Source organism: Pseudomonas sp. LARHCG127 (assembly GCF_052871455.1).
This window is the reverse complement of sequence record NZ_JBIXJT010000019.1, coordinates 13,791-31,813: the sequence shown is the minus strand read 5'-3', so window position 1 is coordinate 31,813 and position 18,023 is coordinate 13,791. Positions and strand designations below refer to the sequence as shown.

Annotated in this window: 18 protein-coding genes; 9 read left to right on the top strand and 9 right to left on the bottom strand. The window is 58.2% G+C overall.

What is annotated here, in order from left to right:
- Nucleotides 1-66: 66 nt before the first annotated feature.
- Entirely contained in the window at nt 67-618 is a 552-nt protein-coding gene (locus ACIPQ1_RS25455) for a cytochrome c oxidase assembly protein (RefSeq protein ID WP_186708280.1), read from the top strand.
- 24 nt (nt 619-642) lie between these two features.
- A complete protein-coding gene (locus ACIPQ1_RS25450; RefSeq protein ID WP_186708282.1) occupies nt 643-1,530 on the top strand; it encodes a cytochrome c oxidase subunit 3 in 888 nt (295 codons plus the stop codon).
- A gap of 24 nt (nt 1,531-1,554) precedes the next feature.
- Here the strand turns inward: ACIPQ1_RS25450 and ACIPQ1_RS25445 are convergent, their stop codons facing one another.
- Nucleotides 1,555-1,758: a twin transmembrane helix small protein gene (locus ACIPQ1_RS25445; protein ID WP_186708284.1), complete on the bottom strand. Its 204-nt coding sequence runs from the start codon at nt 1,756-1,758 to the stop codon at nt 1,555-1,557.
- Nucleotides 1,759-1,828: 70 nt separating this feature from the next.
- Here ACIPQ1_RS25445 and ACIPQ1_RS25440 point away from each other — a divergent pair, with 70 nt between their 5' ends.
- The 5 genes from ACIPQ1_RS25440 to ACIPQ1_RS25420 are packed head-to-tail and all read left to right on the top strand — an operon-like array spanning nt 1,829 to nt 5,734.
- Nucleotides 1,829-2,566 carry an SURF1 family protein gene (locus ACIPQ1_RS25440; protein ID WP_446534998.1) on the top strand — a complete coding sequence of 246 codons (738 nt, stop codon included), beginning with the start codon at nt 1,829-1,831 and terminating at the stop codon, nt 2,564-2,566.
- Nucleotides 2,532-3,125: a hypothetical protein gene (locus ACIPQ1_RS25435; RefSeq protein WP_434704464.1), complete on the top strand. Its 594-nt coding sequence runs from the start codon at nt 2,532-2,534 to the stop codon at nt 3,123-3,125. Before ACIPQ1_RS25440 ends, ACIPQ1_RS25435 begins: the two co-directional genes overlap by 35 nt.
- Before the next feature lie 10 nt (nt 3,126-3,135).
- The gene (locus ACIPQ1_RS25430; RefSeq protein WP_186708290.1) at nt 3,136-4,215 is read left to right on the top strand and encodes a COX15/CtaA family protein; all 1,080 of its coding nucleotides are present in this window, start codon (nt 3,136-3,138) and stop codon (nt 4,213-4,215) included.
- Nucleotides 4,203-5,102, top strand: a complete 900-nt coding sequence (gene cyoE, locus ACIPQ1_RS25425) for a heme o synthase (RefSeq protein WP_018600879.1) — start codon at nt 4,203-4,205, stop codon at nt 5,100-5,102. Before ACIPQ1_RS25430 ends, cyoE begins: the two co-directional genes overlap by 13 nt.
- The gene (locus ACIPQ1_RS25420; protein ID WP_411386097.1) at nt 5,099-5,734 is read left to right on the top strand and encodes an SCO family protein; all 636 of its coding nucleotides are present in this window, start codon (nt 5,099-5,101) and stop codon (nt 5,732-5,734) included. The genes cyoE and ACIPQ1_RS25420 overlap by 4 nt, the downstream gene beginning before the upstream one ends.
- An 833-nt stretch (nt 5,735-6,567) precedes the next feature.
- Here the strand turns inward: ACIPQ1_RS25420 and ACIPQ1_RS25415 are convergent.
- The 6 genes from ACIPQ1_RS25415 to ACIPQ1_RS25390 all read right to left on the bottom strand — a co-directional run bounded on the left by ACIPQ1_RS25415 (nt 6,568) and on the right by ACIPQ1_RS25390 (nt 14,446).
- Nucleotides 6,568-8,760 (bottom strand): TonB-dependent receptor, encoded by a 2,193-nt coding sequence (locus ACIPQ1_RS25415; RefSeq protein ID WP_446534997.1) that lies wholly within the window; start codon nt 8,758-8,760, stop codon nt 6,568-6,570.
- Between the two features lie 261 nt (nt 8,761-9,021).
- Nucleotides 9,022-10,137 (bottom strand): hypothetical protein, encoded by a 1,116-nt coding sequence (locus ACIPQ1_RS25410; RefSeq protein WP_411386095.1) that lies wholly within the window; start codon nt 10,135-10,137, stop codon nt 9,022-9,024.
- A 349-nt stretch (nt 10,138-10,486) separates the two neighbouring features.
- On the bottom strand, nt 10,487-11,299 hold the full coding sequence (locus tag ACIPQ1_RS25405; RefSeq protein ID WP_411386094.1) for an alpha/beta fold hydrolase: 813 nt from the start codon (nt 11,297-11,299) through the stop codon (nt 10,487-10,489).
- Nucleotides 11,300-11,342: 43 nt separating this feature from the next.
- On the bottom strand, nt 11,343-12,203 hold the full coding sequence (locus tag ACIPQ1_RS25400) for an alpha/beta fold hydrolase (RefSeq protein WP_446534996.1): 861 nt from the start codon (nt 12,201-12,203) through the stop codon (nt 11,343-11,345).
- A gap of 192 nt (nt 12,204-12,395) precedes the next feature.
- A complete protein-coding gene (locus ACIPQ1_RS25395) occupies nt 12,396-13,709 on the bottom strand; it encodes an ATP-binding protein (protein ID WP_446534995.1) in 1,314 nt (437 codons plus the stop codon).
- Nucleotides 13,706-14,446 (bottom strand): response regulator, encoded by a 741-nt coding sequence (locus ACIPQ1_RS25390; RefSeq protein WP_018600898.1) that lies wholly within the window; start codon nt 14,444-14,446, stop codon nt 13,706-13,708. Before ACIPQ1_RS25390 ends, ACIPQ1_RS25395 begins: the two co-directional genes overlap by 4 nt.
- 255 nt (nt 14,447-14,701) lie before the next feature.
- On the opposite strand from ACIPQ1_RS25390, the gene ACIPQ1_RS25385 reads away from it, so the two are divergent.
- Both ACIPQ1_RS25385 and ACIPQ1_RS25380 read left to right on the top strand, forming a co-directional pair.
- Nucleotides 14,702-14,968 carry a DUF2790 domain-containing protein gene (locus ACIPQ1_RS25385; RefSeq protein ID WP_446534994.1) on the top strand — a complete coding sequence of 89 codons (267 nt, stop codon included), beginning with the start codon at nt 14,702-14,704 and terminating at the stop codon, nt 14,966-14,968.
- A 598-nt stretch (nt 14,969-15,566) separates the two neighbouring features.
- A complete protein-coding gene (locus ACIPQ1_RS25380) occupies nt 15,567-15,929 on the top strand; it encodes a DUF6124 family protein (RefSeq protein ID WP_446534993.1) in 363 nt (120 codons plus the stop codon).
- Between the two features lie 88 nt (nt 15,930-16,017).
- Here ACIPQ1_RS25380 and ACIPQ1_RS25375 read toward each other — a convergent pair whose 3' ends face one another.
- Nucleotides 16,018-16,941 carry a hypothetical protein gene (locus ACIPQ1_RS25375; protein ID WP_446534992.1) on the bottom strand — a complete coding sequence of 308 codons (924 nt, stop codon included), beginning with the start codon at nt 16,939-16,941 and terminating at the stop codon, nt 16,018-16,020.
- Between the two features lie 104 nt (nt 16,942-17,045).
- Complete coding sequence (locus tag ACIPQ1_RS25370) at nt 17,046-17,990, bottom strand: toll/interleukin-1 receptor domain-containing protein (protein ID WP_446534991.1); 945 nt, start codon at nt 17,988-17,990, stop codon at nt 17,046-17,048.
- Between the last annotated feature and the right edge of the window lie 33 nt (nt 17,991-18,023).

Below are 18,023 nucleotides of genomic sequence, written 5' to 3'. Positions count from 1 at the left end.
CACACCGCGTCGCCTGCATCGCGAGCAAGCTCGCTCCCACAGGGTTCTCGGTAGGGACTGGAAATCATGGCTGACTCGATCTCGCTGAAAAAACTGGTCACCCGCCTGCTCCTGGTGGTGGTGGCCATGTTCATCTTCGGGTTTGCCCTGGTGCCGATCTACGACGTGATGTGCAAGGCGTTCGGCATCAATGGCAAGACCGGTGGGCAGTACGAAGGCGAGCAGGTGGTCGATGAGTCGCGCCAGGTGCGTGTGCAATTCCTGTCGACCAACGCGGTGGACATGGTCTGGGACTTCTACCCCAAGGGCGATGAGCTGGTGGTCAAGGCCGGGGCGGTCAACGAGATGGTGTTTGTCGCGCACAACCCCACCGACCGGCCGATGAGCGCCCAGGCGGTGCCGAGCATCTCGCCGAGCAACGCGGCGGCGTATTTCCACAAGACCGAATGTTTTTGTTTTACCCAGCAAGTGCTGCAACCCGGCGAACGCATCGAAATGCCCATGCGCTTCATCGTCGACCGGGACATGCCCAAGGAAGTGAAGCATCTGACGCTGTCCTACACGCTGTTCGACATCACCGCTCGTCATCCACCGGTGGCTCTAAACACTGACCGATAGCGTGCCCGATAAGGAGAACAATAAATGGCAACTCATGAGCACTATTACGTTCCGGCCCAGAGCAAATGGCCGATCATCGCCACGGTCGGGATGTTCGTCACGGTGTATGGCCTGGCGACCTGGTTCAACGACCTGAAAGCCGACCGCCCGGATTCCCACGGCCCGCTGATCTTTTTCGTCGGCGGCCTGCTGGTGGCCTACATGCTGTTCGGCTGGTTCGGCGCGGTCATCAAGGAAAGCCGCGCCGGGCTGTACAGCGCCCAGCTCGACCGCTCGTTCCGCTGGGGCATGAGCTGGTTCATCTTTTCCGAAGTGATGTTCTTCGTCGCCTTCTTCGGTGCGCTGTTCTATGTGCGCATGGTCTCGGCGCCGGGGTTGGCCGGTGAAGGCAGCAAGGGTTTATCGGAAATGCTCTGGCCGAACTTCGAATACGTCTGGCCGTTGTTGAACAACCCCGATCCCAAGCTATTCCCACCGCCCAAGGATGTGATCAGCCCTTGGGGCTTGCCGCTGCTCAACACCATCCTGCTGGTCAGCTCCAGCGTCACCGTGACCATCGCCCACCATGCCCTGAAAAAAGGCCATCGTGGCGCGCTGAAAATCTGGCTGGCGATCACCGTGCTGCTGGGTTGCGCCTTCCTGGGCTTCCAGGCCGAGGAATACATCCACGCCTATAAAGAGCTGGGCCTGACGTTGGGCTCGGGAATCTACGGCGCGACGTTCTTCATGCTCACGGGCTTTCACGGCGCCCACGTCACCATCGGCACGATCATCTTGTTCGTGATGCTGATGCGCATCATGCGCGGGCATTTCGACAACGAGCACCAGTTCGGCTTCGAGGCCGCGAGCTGGTACTGGCACTTCGTCGATGTGGTGTGGATCGGCTTGTTCTTCTTCGTCTACATCCTCTGAGGCAGCCGTTACCAGGGCGGCTCTTTACCAAGGAGCATGCGACACCAACTGGCCGCTGAAAAAGCCCCAGGCGATCAAGCCGACGGTGACGGCGGCCAAGGCGACACGAATCGCCAGGGCGATGGCCAGTCGATTGGAACTGCTGTCGTCCTTGACCAGAAAAAACAGGCCGCTGAACAGGCTGGCAATCGTGGCGATCAGCATCAGGGCGATGGCTGCTTTGAGCATTAGGGACACTCCGGGGGGACGCGATGCACGTGAGTATAGCTATCCCGTTCGACAGCTTTCGGGCGACGCCATGAAAGGCTTCCGGCCGGGCATCATGCCGTCATTGGTGGTGGCCGTGCTGGTGCCAGTGATGGTGTGCCTGGGGTTCTGGCAACTGAGCCGGGGCGAACAGAAGCGTGTGCTCATGGACACTTACGCCGAGCGCCGCGTGGCGGCGCCGATGGACAGCAGCGAGCTGGCGCACACCTCGGACCCGGCCTTTCGACCGGTCACGCTGCAAGGCCAGTTCGACGCCGAGCACAGCATCCTGCTGGATAACCGCCAGCACGGCGGCAAGGTCGGCGTCGAATTGCTGCAACCGTTCCTCGACCACCGCACCGGGCTGTGGCTGCTGGTCAATCGCGGCTGGCTGCCCTGGCCGGACCGGCGCATCCCGCCGGTCTTCAACACCCCGGAACAACCCGTGAGCCTTCAGGCCTGGGTCTATGTCGCACCCGGCGCCACCTTCCAACTTCACGCCGACCCGGCCGGTGCACCCTGGCCGCGACTGGTCACCGCCATCGAGCCGGACAAGCTCTGGGCCGACCTCGACCGCAACGGCTTCGCCTATGAATTACGCCAACAAAGCGGCCCCGGCGCCTACCGGACCGATTGGCCGGTGGTGGCCATGGGGCCGGAAAAACACCTCGGCTATGCCGTGCAGTGGTTCGCCATGGCGGCGGCGCTGTTCGGCCTTTTCCTCTATCTCGGATGGCACAACGCAGGGAGACACCATGGGAAACACCATGAATCCAACCAACACGTCTGAGGCGCCCGACGCACGCAGCCGTCGCAAGGGCCGCGTGCAATTGCTGCTGATCGTGCTGGGCGTGATCGGCCCGATGATCCTCGCCACCGGCATGTACAAATTCCAGTTCTGGGTGCCCGACAGCCGCAGCTACCACGGCGAGCTGATCGGCACCGGCCAGACCCGCGCCGAGATTGGCGTACAAGCCGATGAGCAACGCTGGCAGATCCTGGTCACCGCGCCGCAGGAGTGCTCGGTGGACTGCCGCCAATTGGTCTATCTGGCGCGGCAGGTGCAGATCGGCCTGGGACGCGACGCCGGCCGCGCCAGCCATGCCCTGGCCATCGCGCAGCCGCTGGACAGCGAGTACGACGCCCAACTGCAACGCGAGTACCCGCAACTGCAACGTTATCCACTGGACCTGCCGGCGTATCAGAAAGGCGCCCAAGGCTCCGGCGGCGCCCAACTGTGGATCATCGATCCCCACAGCAACCTGGTGCTGCGCTACGACGCCAGGGTCAAGGGCAAGGACCTGCTCAACGACCTGCGCCACCTGCTGAAACTGTCGAACATCGGATGAGGGCATCGACATGGCCAAACCTGGATTTCGCCTCGCGCTGTTTGCCACGCTGCTGGCACTGATCGTCGTCCTGCTGGGCGCCTACACCCGGCTCACCCACGCCGGCCTCGGTTGCCCGGACTGGCCCGGTTGCTACGGCTTCATCAGCGTGCCCAAGAGCGAAGCCCAACTGGCCCATGCCGAGCTGCATTTCCCCGACACCCCGGTGGAAGCCCACAAAGGCTGGAACGAGATGGTCCATCGCTACTTTGCCGGGGCCCTGGGGCTGATGATTACCGCCCTGGCCGCTCGAGCCTGGATGAACCGTCGCCGCCCCGGCCAGCCTTTGAAATTGCCGCTGTTCTTGCTGGCCGTGGTCTTCGCCCAGGCAGCGTTCGGCATGTGGACCGTGACCCTCAAGCTCTGGCCGCAGGTGGTCACCGGGCATCTGCTGGGCGGGTTCGCGACGTTGAGCCTGCTGTTCCTGCTGACGCTGAGATTGTCTGGCGTATTACCCGCGCTGACCGTGCCCAAGCGCCTGCAACATTGGGCCACCGCCGGACTGCTGTTGGTGATCGGCCAGATTGCCCTGGGCGGTTGGGTCAGCTCCAACTACGCCGCCGTGGCCTGCATCGACTTCCCCACCTGCCACGGCCAATGGCTGCCGCCGGCGGATTTTGCCAACGGCTTCCACCTGACCCAGCACATCGGCCCCAACTATCTCGGCGGGCAACTGGACAGTGACGCCCGCACCGCCATTCACCTGACCCACCGCATCGGCGCCTTGCTGGTAACCGTGGTGCTGCTGGGCCTGGCCTGGCAATTGAAAAACGTCGGCATGACTCGGCTCGCCGGGCTGGTGCTGGCAGCATTGGCGGCACAGATCACCCTGGGCATCAGCAACGTGCTGTTCCATCTGCCGTTGCCAGTGGCCGTCGCCCACAACGCCGGGGGCGCCGCGTTGTTGCTGACCCTGGTATTGGTCAACTATCACGCCCGTACCAGCCTGGTCCGGGTCAAGCATCAGGTCCCGCTGCGCTGGCGCTTCAACCCGCATAAACACAGCGTCAGCCCTATAACAATAAAAGGAGAGATGCCATGGCAACCCTGACCGGTGAACGCCACAGCCAAGCGATCTGGCGCGATTACCTGGAGCTGACCAAGCCGAAAGTGGTGGTGTTGATGCTGATCACCTCGCTGGTCGGCATGTTCCTCGCCACCCGTGCCGGCGTGCCATGGACCGTCCTGGTGTTCGGCAACCTCGGCATCGCCCTGTGTGCCGGCGGGGCGGCGGCGGTCAACCATGTGGTGGACCGGCGCATCGACGCGGTGATGGCGCGCACCCACAAGCGGCCCTTGGCCGAGGGCCGGGTCTCGCCGGCCGCCGCACTGACCTTCGCCCTGGCCCTGGCGGTGGCCGGCCAAGCCATGCTGCTGGCCTTCACCAACCCGCTGACGGCCTGGCTGACCCTGGCCTCGTTGCTGGGGTATGCGGTGGTCTACACCGGTTTCCTGAAACGGGCGACGCCGCAGAACATCGTCATCGGCGGCCTCGCCGGCGCCGCGCCGCCACTGCTGGGCTGGGTCGCGGCCACCGGGCATGTCAGCGCCGAGCCGCTGTTGCTGGTGCTGATCATCTTCGCCTGGACCCCGCCGCACTTCTGGGCCCTGGCGATTCACCGCAAGGAGGAATACGCCAAGGCCGACATCCCGATGCTGCCGGTGACCCACGGCGAGCACTACACCAAGATCCACATCCTGCTGTACACCCTGGTGCTGCTGGCGGTGAGCCTGATGCCGTTCGTGATCCAGATGAGCGGGATGCTGTACCTGATTTGCGCACTGGTGCTGGGTGCCCGGTTCCTGCAATGGGCCGTGGTGTTGTACCGTGGCAGTCGGCCGCACGCGGCGATCAACACCTTCAAGTACTCTATCTGGTACTTGTTCCTACTGTTCATCGCCCTGCTCGTTGATCACTACTTACTGTTGAGCCTATGACTCGAACCCAGAAAACCGTCTTCATCCTCGCGGCCGTGATCGCAGTGATCCTCGGCCTGACCATCAACAAAGTGCTGTCCAGCAAAGGCCAGGGCGACCCGACCGCGTTGATCGACGCCGGCATCATCCTGCTGCCCCAGAGCCGCAACCTGCCGGACGTGAAAATGACCGACCAGGATGGCCAGCCCGTGGCGATGGACGGGTTGAAAGACAAATGGAGCCTGCTGTTCTTCGGCTACACCTTCTGCCCGGACATCTGCCCGACCACCCTCGCCCAACTGCGCCAGATCAAAAGCGAACTGCCGCCCGAGGCGGTGGCCAAATTGCAGATCGTACTGGTGAGCGTCGACCCGAACCGCGACACGCCCAAGCAACTCAAGCAGTACCTGGGTTACTTCGATCCGCAATTCAAAGGCCTGACCGCTTCATCAGTGGAAGACCTGCAGAAACTGGCGAATGCGGTGAGCATTCCCTTCATTCCGGCGGATACCAGCAAGCCCAACTACACGGTTGATCACAGCGGCAACCTCGCCGTGATCGGACCGGACGGCACCCAGCGTGGGTTTATTCGGGCGCCGTTGAATAATCAGAAGTTGGTGGCGCAGTTGCCGGAGATGCTTAAGCGGAAATAAGGCCAAGGCGAGGCCGCCTGCTCTCTGCAGCCTGGGGCATCAGTGGGAATACAGATCCCCTGTGGGAGCGAGCTTGCTCGCGATGACGCCAGCCCAGACACCACCCGTGGCGAGGGAGCTCGCTCCCGCTCGGCTGCGCAGCAGTCGCAAAACCAGACGATGCGGTTTATCTAAAATAATGCAGGGGCCTGCTGCGCAGGCCAGCGGGAGCAAGCTCCCTCGCCACAGAGGTTAGTGTCGAACCGAACATCCAGCCCAACGCCACGTACTGTGGGAGCGAGCTTGCTCGCGATGACGCCAGCCCAGACACCACCCGTGGCGAGGAAGCTTGCTCCCGCTCGGCTGCGCAGCAGTCGCAAAGCCGGACGATGCGGTTTGCCTGGAAAAATGCAGGGGCCTGCTGCGCAGGCCAGCGGGAGCAAGCTCCCTCGCCACAGGGGTTAGTGTCGAACCGAACATCCAGCCCAACGCCACGTACTGTGGGAGCGAGCTTGCTCGCGAAAGCAGCGGGTCAGCTTGCATCAATATTGAATGTGACACCCTCTTCGCGAGCAAGCTCGCTCCCACACCGGGCGGTGGCGAACACAACATCCGCAACACCCCGATCCCCTGTGGGAGCTAGCTTGCTCGCGATGACGCCAGCCCAGACCCCCCCCGTGGCGAGGGAGCTTGCTCCCGCTCGACTGCGCAGCAGTCGCAAAACCAGACGATGCGGTTTACCTGAAATAATGCAGGGGCCTGCTGCGCAGGCCAGCGGGAGCAAGCTCCCTCGCCACAGAGGGTTGGGTTCCCCTCTTCAGTCTCGATATTCCAAGCCTTCCTCAAATGAATAGTTAGAAATCGATAGTCCCCGAAAACTTCACCAACCGCGGATCCCCCTGCGAAAGGTAGCCGCCGTTCGCCGAGGCCCAGTAGTTCTTATCGGTAATGTTTTCCACGTTGACGCGCAACGTCAGGTCTTTCTCCACGAATTTCATCTTATAACGTGCGCCAGCGTCGAACCGGTTCCAGGTCGGCAAGCTCAGGTTGTTGGCCTGGTCAGCGTACTGCCCGCCCGTGCGCAACATCCTCGCGCTGAGCGCGGCACCTTCGATACCCGGGACATCCCAATCCACGCTGGCATTGAGCTGAAACGTCGGCACGCCGATGGCGTGGTTGCCATCGTTGAGGCCGCCCGCGGTGTTTTTCAGTTCGGACGTCATGCGGGTACCGCCGGCCATTAACCGGAGGCCTTCGATGGGCTCGCCGAATACGCTGATCTCCAGCCCCTTGTTGACCTGCTCACCATCACGCACATAGAGGTTCTGCGCGTTGTCGACGTAACCATCGGAGGGTTTCTCGATGCGGAAAACACCCACGTTGGCACCGAAGGTTTGCATGTCCAGCTTGATGCCCGCTTCCAACTGTTTAGTGCGGCCAGGGGGAAAGGCTTGGCCCAGGTTGGTGATGCCTGAACCGGACGCCACTGGCCCTTTTGCAAGGCCTTCGATTCGGTTGGCGTAGAGCGACACGCTCTCCACAGGCTTGTAGACGATGCCGTAGACCGGCGTGGTAACGGCTTCATCGTAGAGCGTACTACGGCTGCCATCGTTTGCTGGATTGGCGACACCGTTTGAAGTGGTGCCATCGTACTTGTAGTTTTCGACACGCAACTGCTGACGACGAACACCATAAGTGACCAGCAACTTGTCATCGAACAAACCCACCGTGTCGGAAATCGCCAGGCTACGGTTGCGGGTTTTGCCGGTCACCCCGGGATCGCCCATTTCACCGCCGGTGCTGGACACCGTCGTCGGCTTGGGAAGCTTCGGAGTGTCATAAATATTGCTGTTGCCGATAACGGGACGATAGAACGTGTAGGCGTTTTCCTGCTCGGTCCAAATCGTTGAGCCGCCGATCGCAACCTGGTGGGAGACAGGGCCCGTGTTGAAGCGCCCGTTCAACCCGCCACTGAACGATGTGTTGTCTTCATTGTGAGGAATTTCCGAGCCGCCAATCGTCGCTACGCCGTTATTGCCGACCAGTGTCGGTGTGGCGTAGACCCCTGTTTCTCGGGTGTGCTTTACACCGCCAGCCAGGTAGGCGGTCCAGTTTTCGTTCAAATCCCAATCGCCACGAACCATGCCGAAGGTGTCTTCGGTTTCGGAGTAAGTCCAGTCCTGGCCAAAATTGTGGCTCGCGTGCGGAGCCGTGGGAATGCGGGTGGCGCTGCCGATATTCACCGAGTTACGCAGGCCGTTGATACGCTGTTTCTGGTAGCCGAAATCGGTGGAGACGCGGAAGTCATCACCTCGATAGTCCAAGCCCGCCACGAACAACTTGGTGCGCTGATCCTGATTGTCGATCGCTGTATCACCTTCCCGCTGGCTCAGGTTCAACCGGGCGCCAAACCGATTGTCCTCGCCGAATCGCTGCCCAATATCCAAATGCTCGCCAATGCGGCCATCGGTGCTGATGTCCTGGGTATAACGACGCGTCGGGACATCCTCCGCGCGTTTAGGCTGCAGGTTGACGCCGCCCCCCAAGCCCGAGCCCGTCGGGCTGACACCGTTGATAAACGCGTTGGGGCCCTTGAACACTTCGACACGCTCGATCGCATCCGTCGACAGAATTTGACGCGGTAAAACGCCGTACAGCCCGTTGTAGGAAATGTCGTCGCTGGCAAGCGGCAGGCCTCGAATCACGAACACCTGGGATTGGTTACCAAATCCATAGGATTGACGCACCGACGGATCATTGAGCAGCACATCACCCACGTCTTCCGCTTGTTGATCTTCAATCAACTGCGAGGTGTAACTCGTCATCACGAACGGGACATCCATGTTGTCCTGATTGCCCAGCACCCCCATCTGGCCTCCGCTCGCCACCTGCCCACCCGCATAGGGCGTTGGTAGCGTGTTGGAGTTGGTTTTGATCGCATCGGCAGTAACGTCGGTCACGCCCAATTCAATGGGCTCTGCCGCCTGGGCAAGGAAACTGACTGAGCAGCACGCGGCGAGCAACGTAAGGCGAGAGGGAAATAGCATGGGGTGATTACCTGCGGGGAAACGGAAGCCAATACAGCTAATGCTAATGATTCGCAGATAGATTAGCTATAGCCACTTGGTGCGCAGCTCAGCAGATGAGTAAGGACAACGGCACGACCTGGACAGTCGGCCGAGGCTCGCAATTGCGCGTCGCGGATGTGGATCGCCGGTTCGGACGCACGGGCTCTATGAGTGCTGCGCACTCAAGCGGGAGCAAGCTCCCTCACCACGGCGAGTTCGCGAAAAGGCGCGAAAAGGGGATTAAATAAGACTCAACAAATCATTCCATTTAGCCCACTCATAAACTCCAGGCCTACGATAGTCACACTCCTGATGAAAATAACCAAACATCCCACCCGCCAACTGAACCCTTATAAAACTTGGTACATCCAGCGCAAATCTAGTCCTAAACATAGTGGAAGGTGATGGCGCTTGATACCAGCAAAAACGGTAATTTATTACCGTATAGTGAGGCGTGTAAAACTGTTCTGGCAACAGCCCCGACCCCAGTTCGAATTCTTTATAACGGCGTTCCGCGAGGGTTTTCTTGTACCGTTTAAAAGTCATCCAATCTTGCTCACCAGCGATACGATGGATATATTCATAGGTATTAATAATCGCCTGAATTATGATATTGGTACCGCGATCCCAAAATTTATTCGCAACATCAGTAGGATCATTCAGGTAAACCTCACCGCTTGGATCCAAAAGAAACTGAAAATCGTTGAAATACTGACCTTTCTCGAACATCAGATCCCAGGCGCTGAGAAGTTGACAAAGTGTCTCGCCATGAATAGCTAAAGCATCCTTACTGCGCGGGCAAGGTGTTGCCATGTCAGGATTGATATAGTCCGTCAGATGTTTTTTGTAACCGATAATTGTTTTGCTATCAACACAGCCGTTAACACGGTCCATGATAATCTGAATTCTGCCGCGATGAATTCGCAAATCATGCAGTACTGTGCGCAACCCCATGGCCCCCATCTTAACCATGGCATTGTACTCCTTCGAAGTTCCACCGACTTTCGCACCACCGTCCTTCATCAATACACCTGGATGTTCCTTGACGAGATATACGCTATTTGTACCCCCCTTGCCAATTTGCAGACCACGGGTAATCTGGCTTGGAATAAAAGCTGGCAACTGAGCTAGAAGACGAAATGTAGAATTTGAAGAAAGGGCCCAATGCACAGCATCAAACGAAAGAAAGTGTCCTTGACTATCCCCTCCCGTCTGCAACGACATCTTGTCCCGCCAGACAGTCAGCACCAGCCTGGAAGTTTGCTGATCGGTAAACATTATTTCGGTCAGTTCTTCAATGGTTAAAAAATGCAACACCATAAGTTTGATATTTTCAGGCAGAGAAGACCAGCTCATCGTCATGCTCCTTGCGTGAATGCCTTAGCGATGGGGTGCTTAAGGTATATCTCACAAAACTCGATTACGCGAACCCGCATTAAGTGATGAACCCGGGGCAATTTCGCGGCTGCATAGGGCGAAGCGTTGTAGGGCAAAACGAATAAATCGATCGTTCCAACGCTCCTGCGTGGGAATGTCGCCAGGGGCGCTCCGCGTTCCGCTTCTGGAAGCTGACGCAGAGCGTCACGAAATTCATTACCACGCAGAGCGTGGGAACGATCAAACGAAAAAACCCGGCCTCCAACGCCGGGTTTTTGGTTTTTCTCGAAGACCAACGGATGAGGGTCAGTCATCCCGCTTTACGAGATCATCCTTTGGAACTGGCCTGCGCCGCTTCAACGATCAGCTCTGCAACCTTCCCCGGATTGGACGTCATCACCACATGGGAAGCCCCTTGAACGGTGACGGTCTTTTTCGAGCCAGCGCGTTCGGCCATGAACTTCAGGGCCGCCTCGGGGATGTTCTTGTCCGCCGAGCCGTAGATGAACCAGGACGGCAGTTTTTTCCAGGCCGGGTCGCCAGACGCTTCCTTCAAGGCCGCCTCGCTGATGGGGCGTTGTGTCGCAGCCATCAGCGCGGAATCAGCCGCTGGAACGTCGGCGGCAAATTGTTGGCCGAATTTGTCCTGCTGGATGTAGAGATCCTTATTGCCATCGTCCAACTGCACCGGAGCCGCCAAGGTCGGGCCAAGGGTGCCGCCAGGGTAGCGACCGGACAGTTCGATGGCGGTTTCGCCTTTGTCCGGCGCGAAGGCTGCGACGTAGACAAGCCCCTTGACCTTGGGGTTGTTGTGCACGGCGTTAGTGATCACGGCGCCGCCGTAGGAATGACCCACCAGGATCACCGGGCCGGCGGTTTGCTCGACGATATCGGCGACATAATCAGCGTCCTGCTTCACGCCCCGCAGCGGGTTGGCCGCGGCAACGACCGGATAACCCTGGGTCAGCAACTGGGCGGCAACGCCATTCCAGCTGGACGATTCGGCGAAGGCGCCATGCACCAGCACGATGGTGGGCTTGGTGGTGTCGGGTTGCGCGGCGGTTGCGTTTTGAACGGATGTGAGTGCCAGCGCAGCGGTGATGGTGACGGCCAACAGCGATTTAATAGTGAGCATGATCATTCCTTTTTTCATCGATGAGTGGGGTGACGCTGCAGCGATGGGTTCACTTGGCCAGGAAATCCAACAGATCCTGGTTGAGGCGGTCCTTGTGGGTGTCGGTCAGGCCGTGGGGCGCACCCGGATAGACGATCAACTCGGCGTCCTGCACAAGCTCGGCGGCGGCATGGGCGGAGGCGTCAATCGGGACGATCTGGTCGTCGTCGCCATGCACGATCAGTGTCGGCACGTCGAACTTGGCCAGGTCGGCGCGGAAGTCCGTCGCCGAGAACGCCGCGATGCAGTCATAGGTATTCTTGTGGCCCGCTTGCATGCCTTGCACCCAGAACGAATCGATCAGCCCCTGTGAGACGTTCGCCCCGTCGCGGTTGAAGCCGAAGAACGGGCCAGACGCGATGTCGCGATACAGCTGCGAGCGGTTGTCCAGCGAGGCCTTGCGCAGGCCGTCGAACACCTCGATCGGCAGGCCGCCTGGGTAGTCTTCGGTCTGGAGCATCATCGGCGGAACGGCGCTGATCAGTGCGGCCTTCTTCACCCGGTCGGTGCCGTGGCGGCCGATGTAGCGGGTGATTTCGCCACCCCCGGTTGAGAAACCCACCAGGGTGACGTCGTTAAGGTCCAGGGTGTTGATCACAGCGGCCAGGTCATCGGCGTAGTGATCCATGTCGTTACCTTCCCACGGCTGGCTGGAACGGCCATGACCGCGGCGGTCGTGGGCGATGACCCGATAGCCTTGGTCCGCCAGGAACAACATCTGCGATTCCCAGCTATCCGAGTTCAGCGGCCAGCCGTGGCTGAAGGTGACGACTGGCCCATCTTTCGGCCCCCAGTCCTTGTAATAGAGCTGTACGCCGTCCGGGGTGGTGATGTAGCTGGCTGCTTGAGCGCGGGAGGACTGGGTATTCATGGCAAGATCTCCTTAGGTCAGGGCTCGCCACCGGGGATCCGATGGCGACTTGATGGGGAGCATTCTTGCAGCGGCATGTATACCGGAAATGTTCGACACCCGGCCGTTATGCGTTGTTTTGAGTCTGTAGATGCGCTGGATACAGTGGCTTACAAATGCATGCCACTGATCCTGACGTGCAGCCCGCGCGGCCTACTGATCGACGCCGAAGTCGAGGGTCACGCAAAGCCCGCCGCCGTCGCGGTTGCGCAGGCTCAGCGTTCCACCAATCGCGACGGTCAACTGCTGGGCGATGGCAAGGCCCAGGCCGGTGCCGCCGGAGCTGCGGTTGCGTGAGCTTTCCACCCGATAGAAGGGCTTGACCACCTCGGCCAGGATTTCCTCGGGAATGCCCGGCCCTCGGTCAAGCACACTGATGGATACGCCGGTGCTCGCATGGCCGCCAATTTCCACCTCGGCGGTGCCGGCATACTTCAGCGCGTTATCCACCAGATTCACCAAAATACGCCGCAGCGCATGGGGTCGTGTCTCGATGATCGCGCCGTTCTGGCCGCGCAGGCTGACCTCGCGACCGGTGTCCTGGTAGTCGCACACCAGGCTGTCGAGAAAAGAATCCAGGCTGATGCGGCAACTGGTCTCCGTCGCACCGTGGACACTGCGCGCATAAGCGACACCCTCGCGCACCAGATGCTCGATCTCGTTGAGGTCGTTGCCCAGTTTGTCTTTCTCAACCGAGTCGTCCATGAATTCGGCGCGCAGCTTCATGCGGGTGATGGGCGTCTGCAAGTCATGGGAAATCGCCGCGAGCAATTGCATGCGCTCCTTCAGGTAAGCGGCAATGCGCGCCTGCATGCTGTTAAAGGCGCGGGCGGCGTAGGCCACTTCCCGTGGACCGGTTTCATCCAGCTGCACCGGATGGGCGTTCGGGTCGAGGTTCTCGACCGCCTCGGCCAGGCGACTGAGGGGGCGTATCGCGATGCGCACGGCCAGCCAGGTGCAGCCGATCATCAACAGCAACTGACCGAACAGGACAAAGGGCAACCAGGGCGACAACGGCCTGACCGAGGGACGCACATCAATGGTCACCGGGCTGCCGTCGGCCAGTCGCACCTGGGCTTGAAAATGCTGGCGTGGGCCCGGGATCTCGACAATGGTCAGGTCATAGTTGCGGCCCAGCGAGACTTGCAGGGATTGCGCCGCCGTCGCCGCGAGATCGTTGGAAGTGAGCGGAATGCCAGGATCATGTTCCCGCAGCAAATAGTCATAGTTACGACGCTGCAGACGCTTGGTCCATGCCAGGCGCTCGTCGGCAGGCAGACGGTCGAGGATGGCGATGGAGGTCGCCGTGTCGTGCTCAAAGTTGCCCAACATCGCCGTCTTGGTGCTTTCGTAGCGTTCGTAGTACTGGGCTGCGAACGTCAGGGCCTGGGCGAGTATCAGGCCGACCAGGAACACCAGCCACAGCCGCGAGGCCAGCGTGCGAGGCCATTGCAACGCGAGTTTCATGCCTGCTCCTCAAGCATTTCCACCGCAAAGGTAAAGACGTAGCCTTCGTTGCGCACCGTCTTCAAATAGAGCGGCTCGCGGGCGTCATCCAGCAAGCGCTGACGCACGCGGCTGACCAGCAAATCAATGGAACGGTCGAAGATGTCCGCGTCACGGCCCTGCGTCAGGTTGAGCAACTGGTCGCGACTCAGCACCCGCTGAGGATGATCGAGAAACACCCGCAGCAGCCGGTACTCGGCGCCGCTCAGCGAGACCAGCGTGTCGTCTTCATCGAGCAGATGGCGGGCGGTGGTGTCGAGGCGCCAGCGGCCGAACTTGAGCATGCGGCCGCTTTCGCTGACGACAAAGTTCGGCGGCAGCATGCGCGTGCGCCGCAGCACCGCGTTGATGCGCGCCAGCAGCTCCCGGGCCGCGAAGGGTTTCGCCAGATAATCGTCGGCACCCATTTCCAGGCCAATGATGCGGTCGGTCTCGTCGCTGCGCGCCGTCAGCATCAACACGGGCGTCGCCTTATGCTTGCCGGCGCGCAGTTCGCGGCACAGCAGCAACCCGTCATCCCCCGGCATCATGATGTCGAGCACGATCAGGTCCACCTGATTGGCTTCGAGAAAGGCCCGCATCTGACGACCATCGGCGACCACCGTGGTGCGCAGGCCATTCTTCACCAGGTAATTGCCGACCAGCTCCCTGATTTCCCGATCATCATCCACGATCAATACGTGATCGACATGTTCCATGCCCTGCTCTCCGAAATGCGCGCATCGATTTGCGCAGTGTGACGATGCCGTGTTGCCGGTTGGCGACGCACCGTGCGTTCAGCTTATCCAGCCTTGAATCAAGCCAGCGCCAAGCAAAAACAGTGGCGATTGTATCGATCTGTATCGCAATTCACCTCAGATACGTACGCATCCAATCACGGCGTTTTTCGACACAGCCGAGATACCTCACGGACTTTTAATGAGCGCCATCCAACTCATTGAAGGGAAACAACCATGAACCTGAAAACCATCGCAACGGCTTGCCTGATCACCGCCCTGAGCGCCGGCGCATTACCCGCCTTGGCCCAAGACAAAGCAGCCAGCGAAAGCTATTCCTACGGCACACACCTGGACATCGACAAAGTGATCTCGCTGACTGAAGACAGTGGCCAGACCTGCGGGTTGGTGAATGCGCAGATTACCTACCTCGATTCAATGGGTGTGCAGAAAGCCCTGACGTACCTCAAGCACGGGGCCAGCTGCAACAATGAAGGGAGCTGAGGCGTGGCTCGGCGGTGAGTTCGATTTCCCAGGCCGCCGCAAATCCCTTTGTGGGAGCGGGCTTGCTCGCGAATACGGTGGATCAGGTTGCATCAATGCTGAATGTGCCAACGCCTTCGCGAGCAAGCCCGCTCCCACACTTTTTTCGGTGGTGTTCATAAATACTGTGTGCCACACAAAACCCTGTGGGAGCGAGCTTGCTCGCGATGAAATCACCCCAGTTCCAGCGCAGAACACACCACCCGAATCGCCAAAAAAACCTCTCTCCTACAGCCCTCACCTACATGCTCTATCAAGCTACGCATCCTTGCGCCTTTGCCTACAACTACGCCAGAATCCGCCCGCTTGTGCGCCTTGTCCCGGGGTTCTATTGTCTTCCTGCCACTGCCCATCAGTGGTCGGGTTTAGTAGCCCGAGGTAATCGAAGTTGTACAAGCGCGTCTCAAACAGGGCCCTACCCTGTTCTTGATGGTGGCTGTACGCAGGGCGCTCAGGCGCGCCGGCTTCTTCGGTTCCCCGGTCTACTAACCTGCGTACAGCTGCCACCCCATTGTTTAGTAGCTTCGGGGTGTCGGCATCACATCTGGAACCGAAGCTTATGTTCAAAATAACTCCGAATCCGCCAGAGGCAGATTCCACTTCCCAATCCGCAAAATCCAAAGCCAAGCAGCAAGACGAAACCACTAAACGGGTGCTCGATCACTACTTGCTACCGAAGCCGGATAAATCCAAAGACGACCCCAAACCGGGGCAGCTATACACCGTCGTGAAAGACCTCGATAACGAATGCCTGCTTGCCAATCTCACTGAGACGTTGGCTTCGGCTGATGCGATGGTGAGTGACCTGGCGTTTGATCTGGAGGGATCGAGACGTCATGTGGCGCAGGGGATTCAGCAGTTGATTGAGCTGAGTTCGTTGTTGGCAAATCGGGTGTTGGATAACGTGGAGCCGCGGCAGTAGGATTTATTTCAATGAAAAAACCCGACGTTTTTGCGTCGGGTTTTGGTTTTCCCATCCGTAGAATCGAACAAAGAGTCTCTAAATAACCTTAAATCCTTTCCCGTTTTCCAGCACCGTCCTTCCTTAATTCAGTTCTAGCGGTCATCCGATTCAATGCTGCCATAATGCTGTCATCTCCAGACTCGATGTCTCTCTGAAGATCATATACAGATTGGTGGAAGGAGCGCCGGAGGAGTCTTCCATTCCGAATGGTGATCACATGCCCCAACCGATATTCGCCCTCATTCAGCAAGTGATGGCCGGGGGCGGGGATATTTATAAATCCCATAAAGTGGCCGAAAATTCCCACTGCAACGCCAAAGCAATCGTAACCCGGGATCAACATGACGCAGGATTCTCGGTGCTGGGCAGCGATCAGCCACATTATTTGATGTTCTGTGTCGTCTATCGATTGCCACCGATCCAAGCACCGTACTTCGGAGTTGATACTTCCAAGGTCGCTGCACATCATTATTGACCGTGCTTGGCTATGATCGACTTGATATCTGAAGGAATCCCCGTATGCAAAATAACCAGCGCTGAGCGCGACTTTTGCGACAAACCGTAGCGGGTCATCCAAGCCGATACTAATGCCTCCTACCTGAACGCTTTGGCCTGCGAACTCATGCTGTTCTAAATCTCTACGGTCACGAACATCAAAAACCTTTAATCCTTTTTTCCCGAAAGTGACTTGAACCTTCCTATCATTGAAAGTTGAATGTTTTGCCTTTGGCTCAGGTAGTTTTCCGCTGTGCCCCGCGGCGTTCAAATCTCTGCGATCAAAGAGAATCGTGAAGTCATTTGAAATAGCGCTGTCGACCTTCGAAGCAACGCCATTATTTAATGATCTATCAGCAGAAATATTGAAGCTGTCATGGCCGCCAAGTGAAAGCGGAACGACGTGTTCCAGACTTAAATCGTTGCTTTCAGCGTCTTTGTAAATACAGTATCCGTTGACCGGTTCTTTTTTCATCGATTCAATGCTCCCGCCTGTCACAGCCCCTCTACCCTCCCCAGCATTCGTTACTCTATAAGACGTGGTCTGCCCAGGCTTTTGTCAGTTTTAAGCATAGATAATTAGGACAGCGAGCGGCGTAACGAAGCCGAGACATTATTAATCGAGCAGTCCCCGCCAATGAACCAAGAAACCGAAATTTTTCGTCCACCTGCGAGAATTCTTAGGACGTGCTCAATCAAGAACGGTTTGAAATCAAGTGCCTTTTTTATGTCTGAAAGACTCGTAAAGCCATTATTTACAATAGCTGAGACAACTGAGCGAAACACCATCTGGTAGTTTTCCACATGGTCGCGCGCGTACAGTTCAAAGCCAGAATCAGTTACTGATATGGATGGAAATTCCCCACCCAAACTATGCTGAAGGTCGAAAGTCCCGTGTTCCCCTAGCACCTCAATTGACTCTCTTAATTGATGCTCTGGGATGATCAACTCTCCATTTTTGCAAAAGGCCGAAATGCTAACATGTCTGGAGCCTGTTTCCAGCGCGAACTCACATGCGAGCATGCATATCAGGCTGTCTAGATTATTATGACCGGCGACACCTACGCCGAAGCCATCTACATATGCTGGTGCTTTTCCCAGAGCCGGCTTCTCCGAAGCACCAAAAATCGAAGCGACAATACGTTCAAGACTGGGCTGATATAAGGCCGTATCATGAATACACTCCCAAAGAGTCGCCTTCAGAACTTCCGGAACTTTACAGTCGTCGATAACGACAGGAATTAACTTACTTCCAGTATTGATTCGCTTCACACATGCAGCATCAAGTTCATGTTTGACCCAAGGCTTTTCAACGCTATTTTTCGACAAAACCACTATTACTGCCTGGGCTTCCTTAATCCCTTCCTCAAAAATTTTCGTTATGAGACTATCGCCAGGTAACATTTCCCATTTATCAAGCCACGCATCAATTCCATTAGCCCTTAACTGCTTTGCAAAATCCAATACAAAGCGTTCCTTATCTTCACTTGCATGACTTATAAACACTTTGGGGAACATTTCCATTCTCGCATTCCTATGGTGCCGAATTATGAGCAC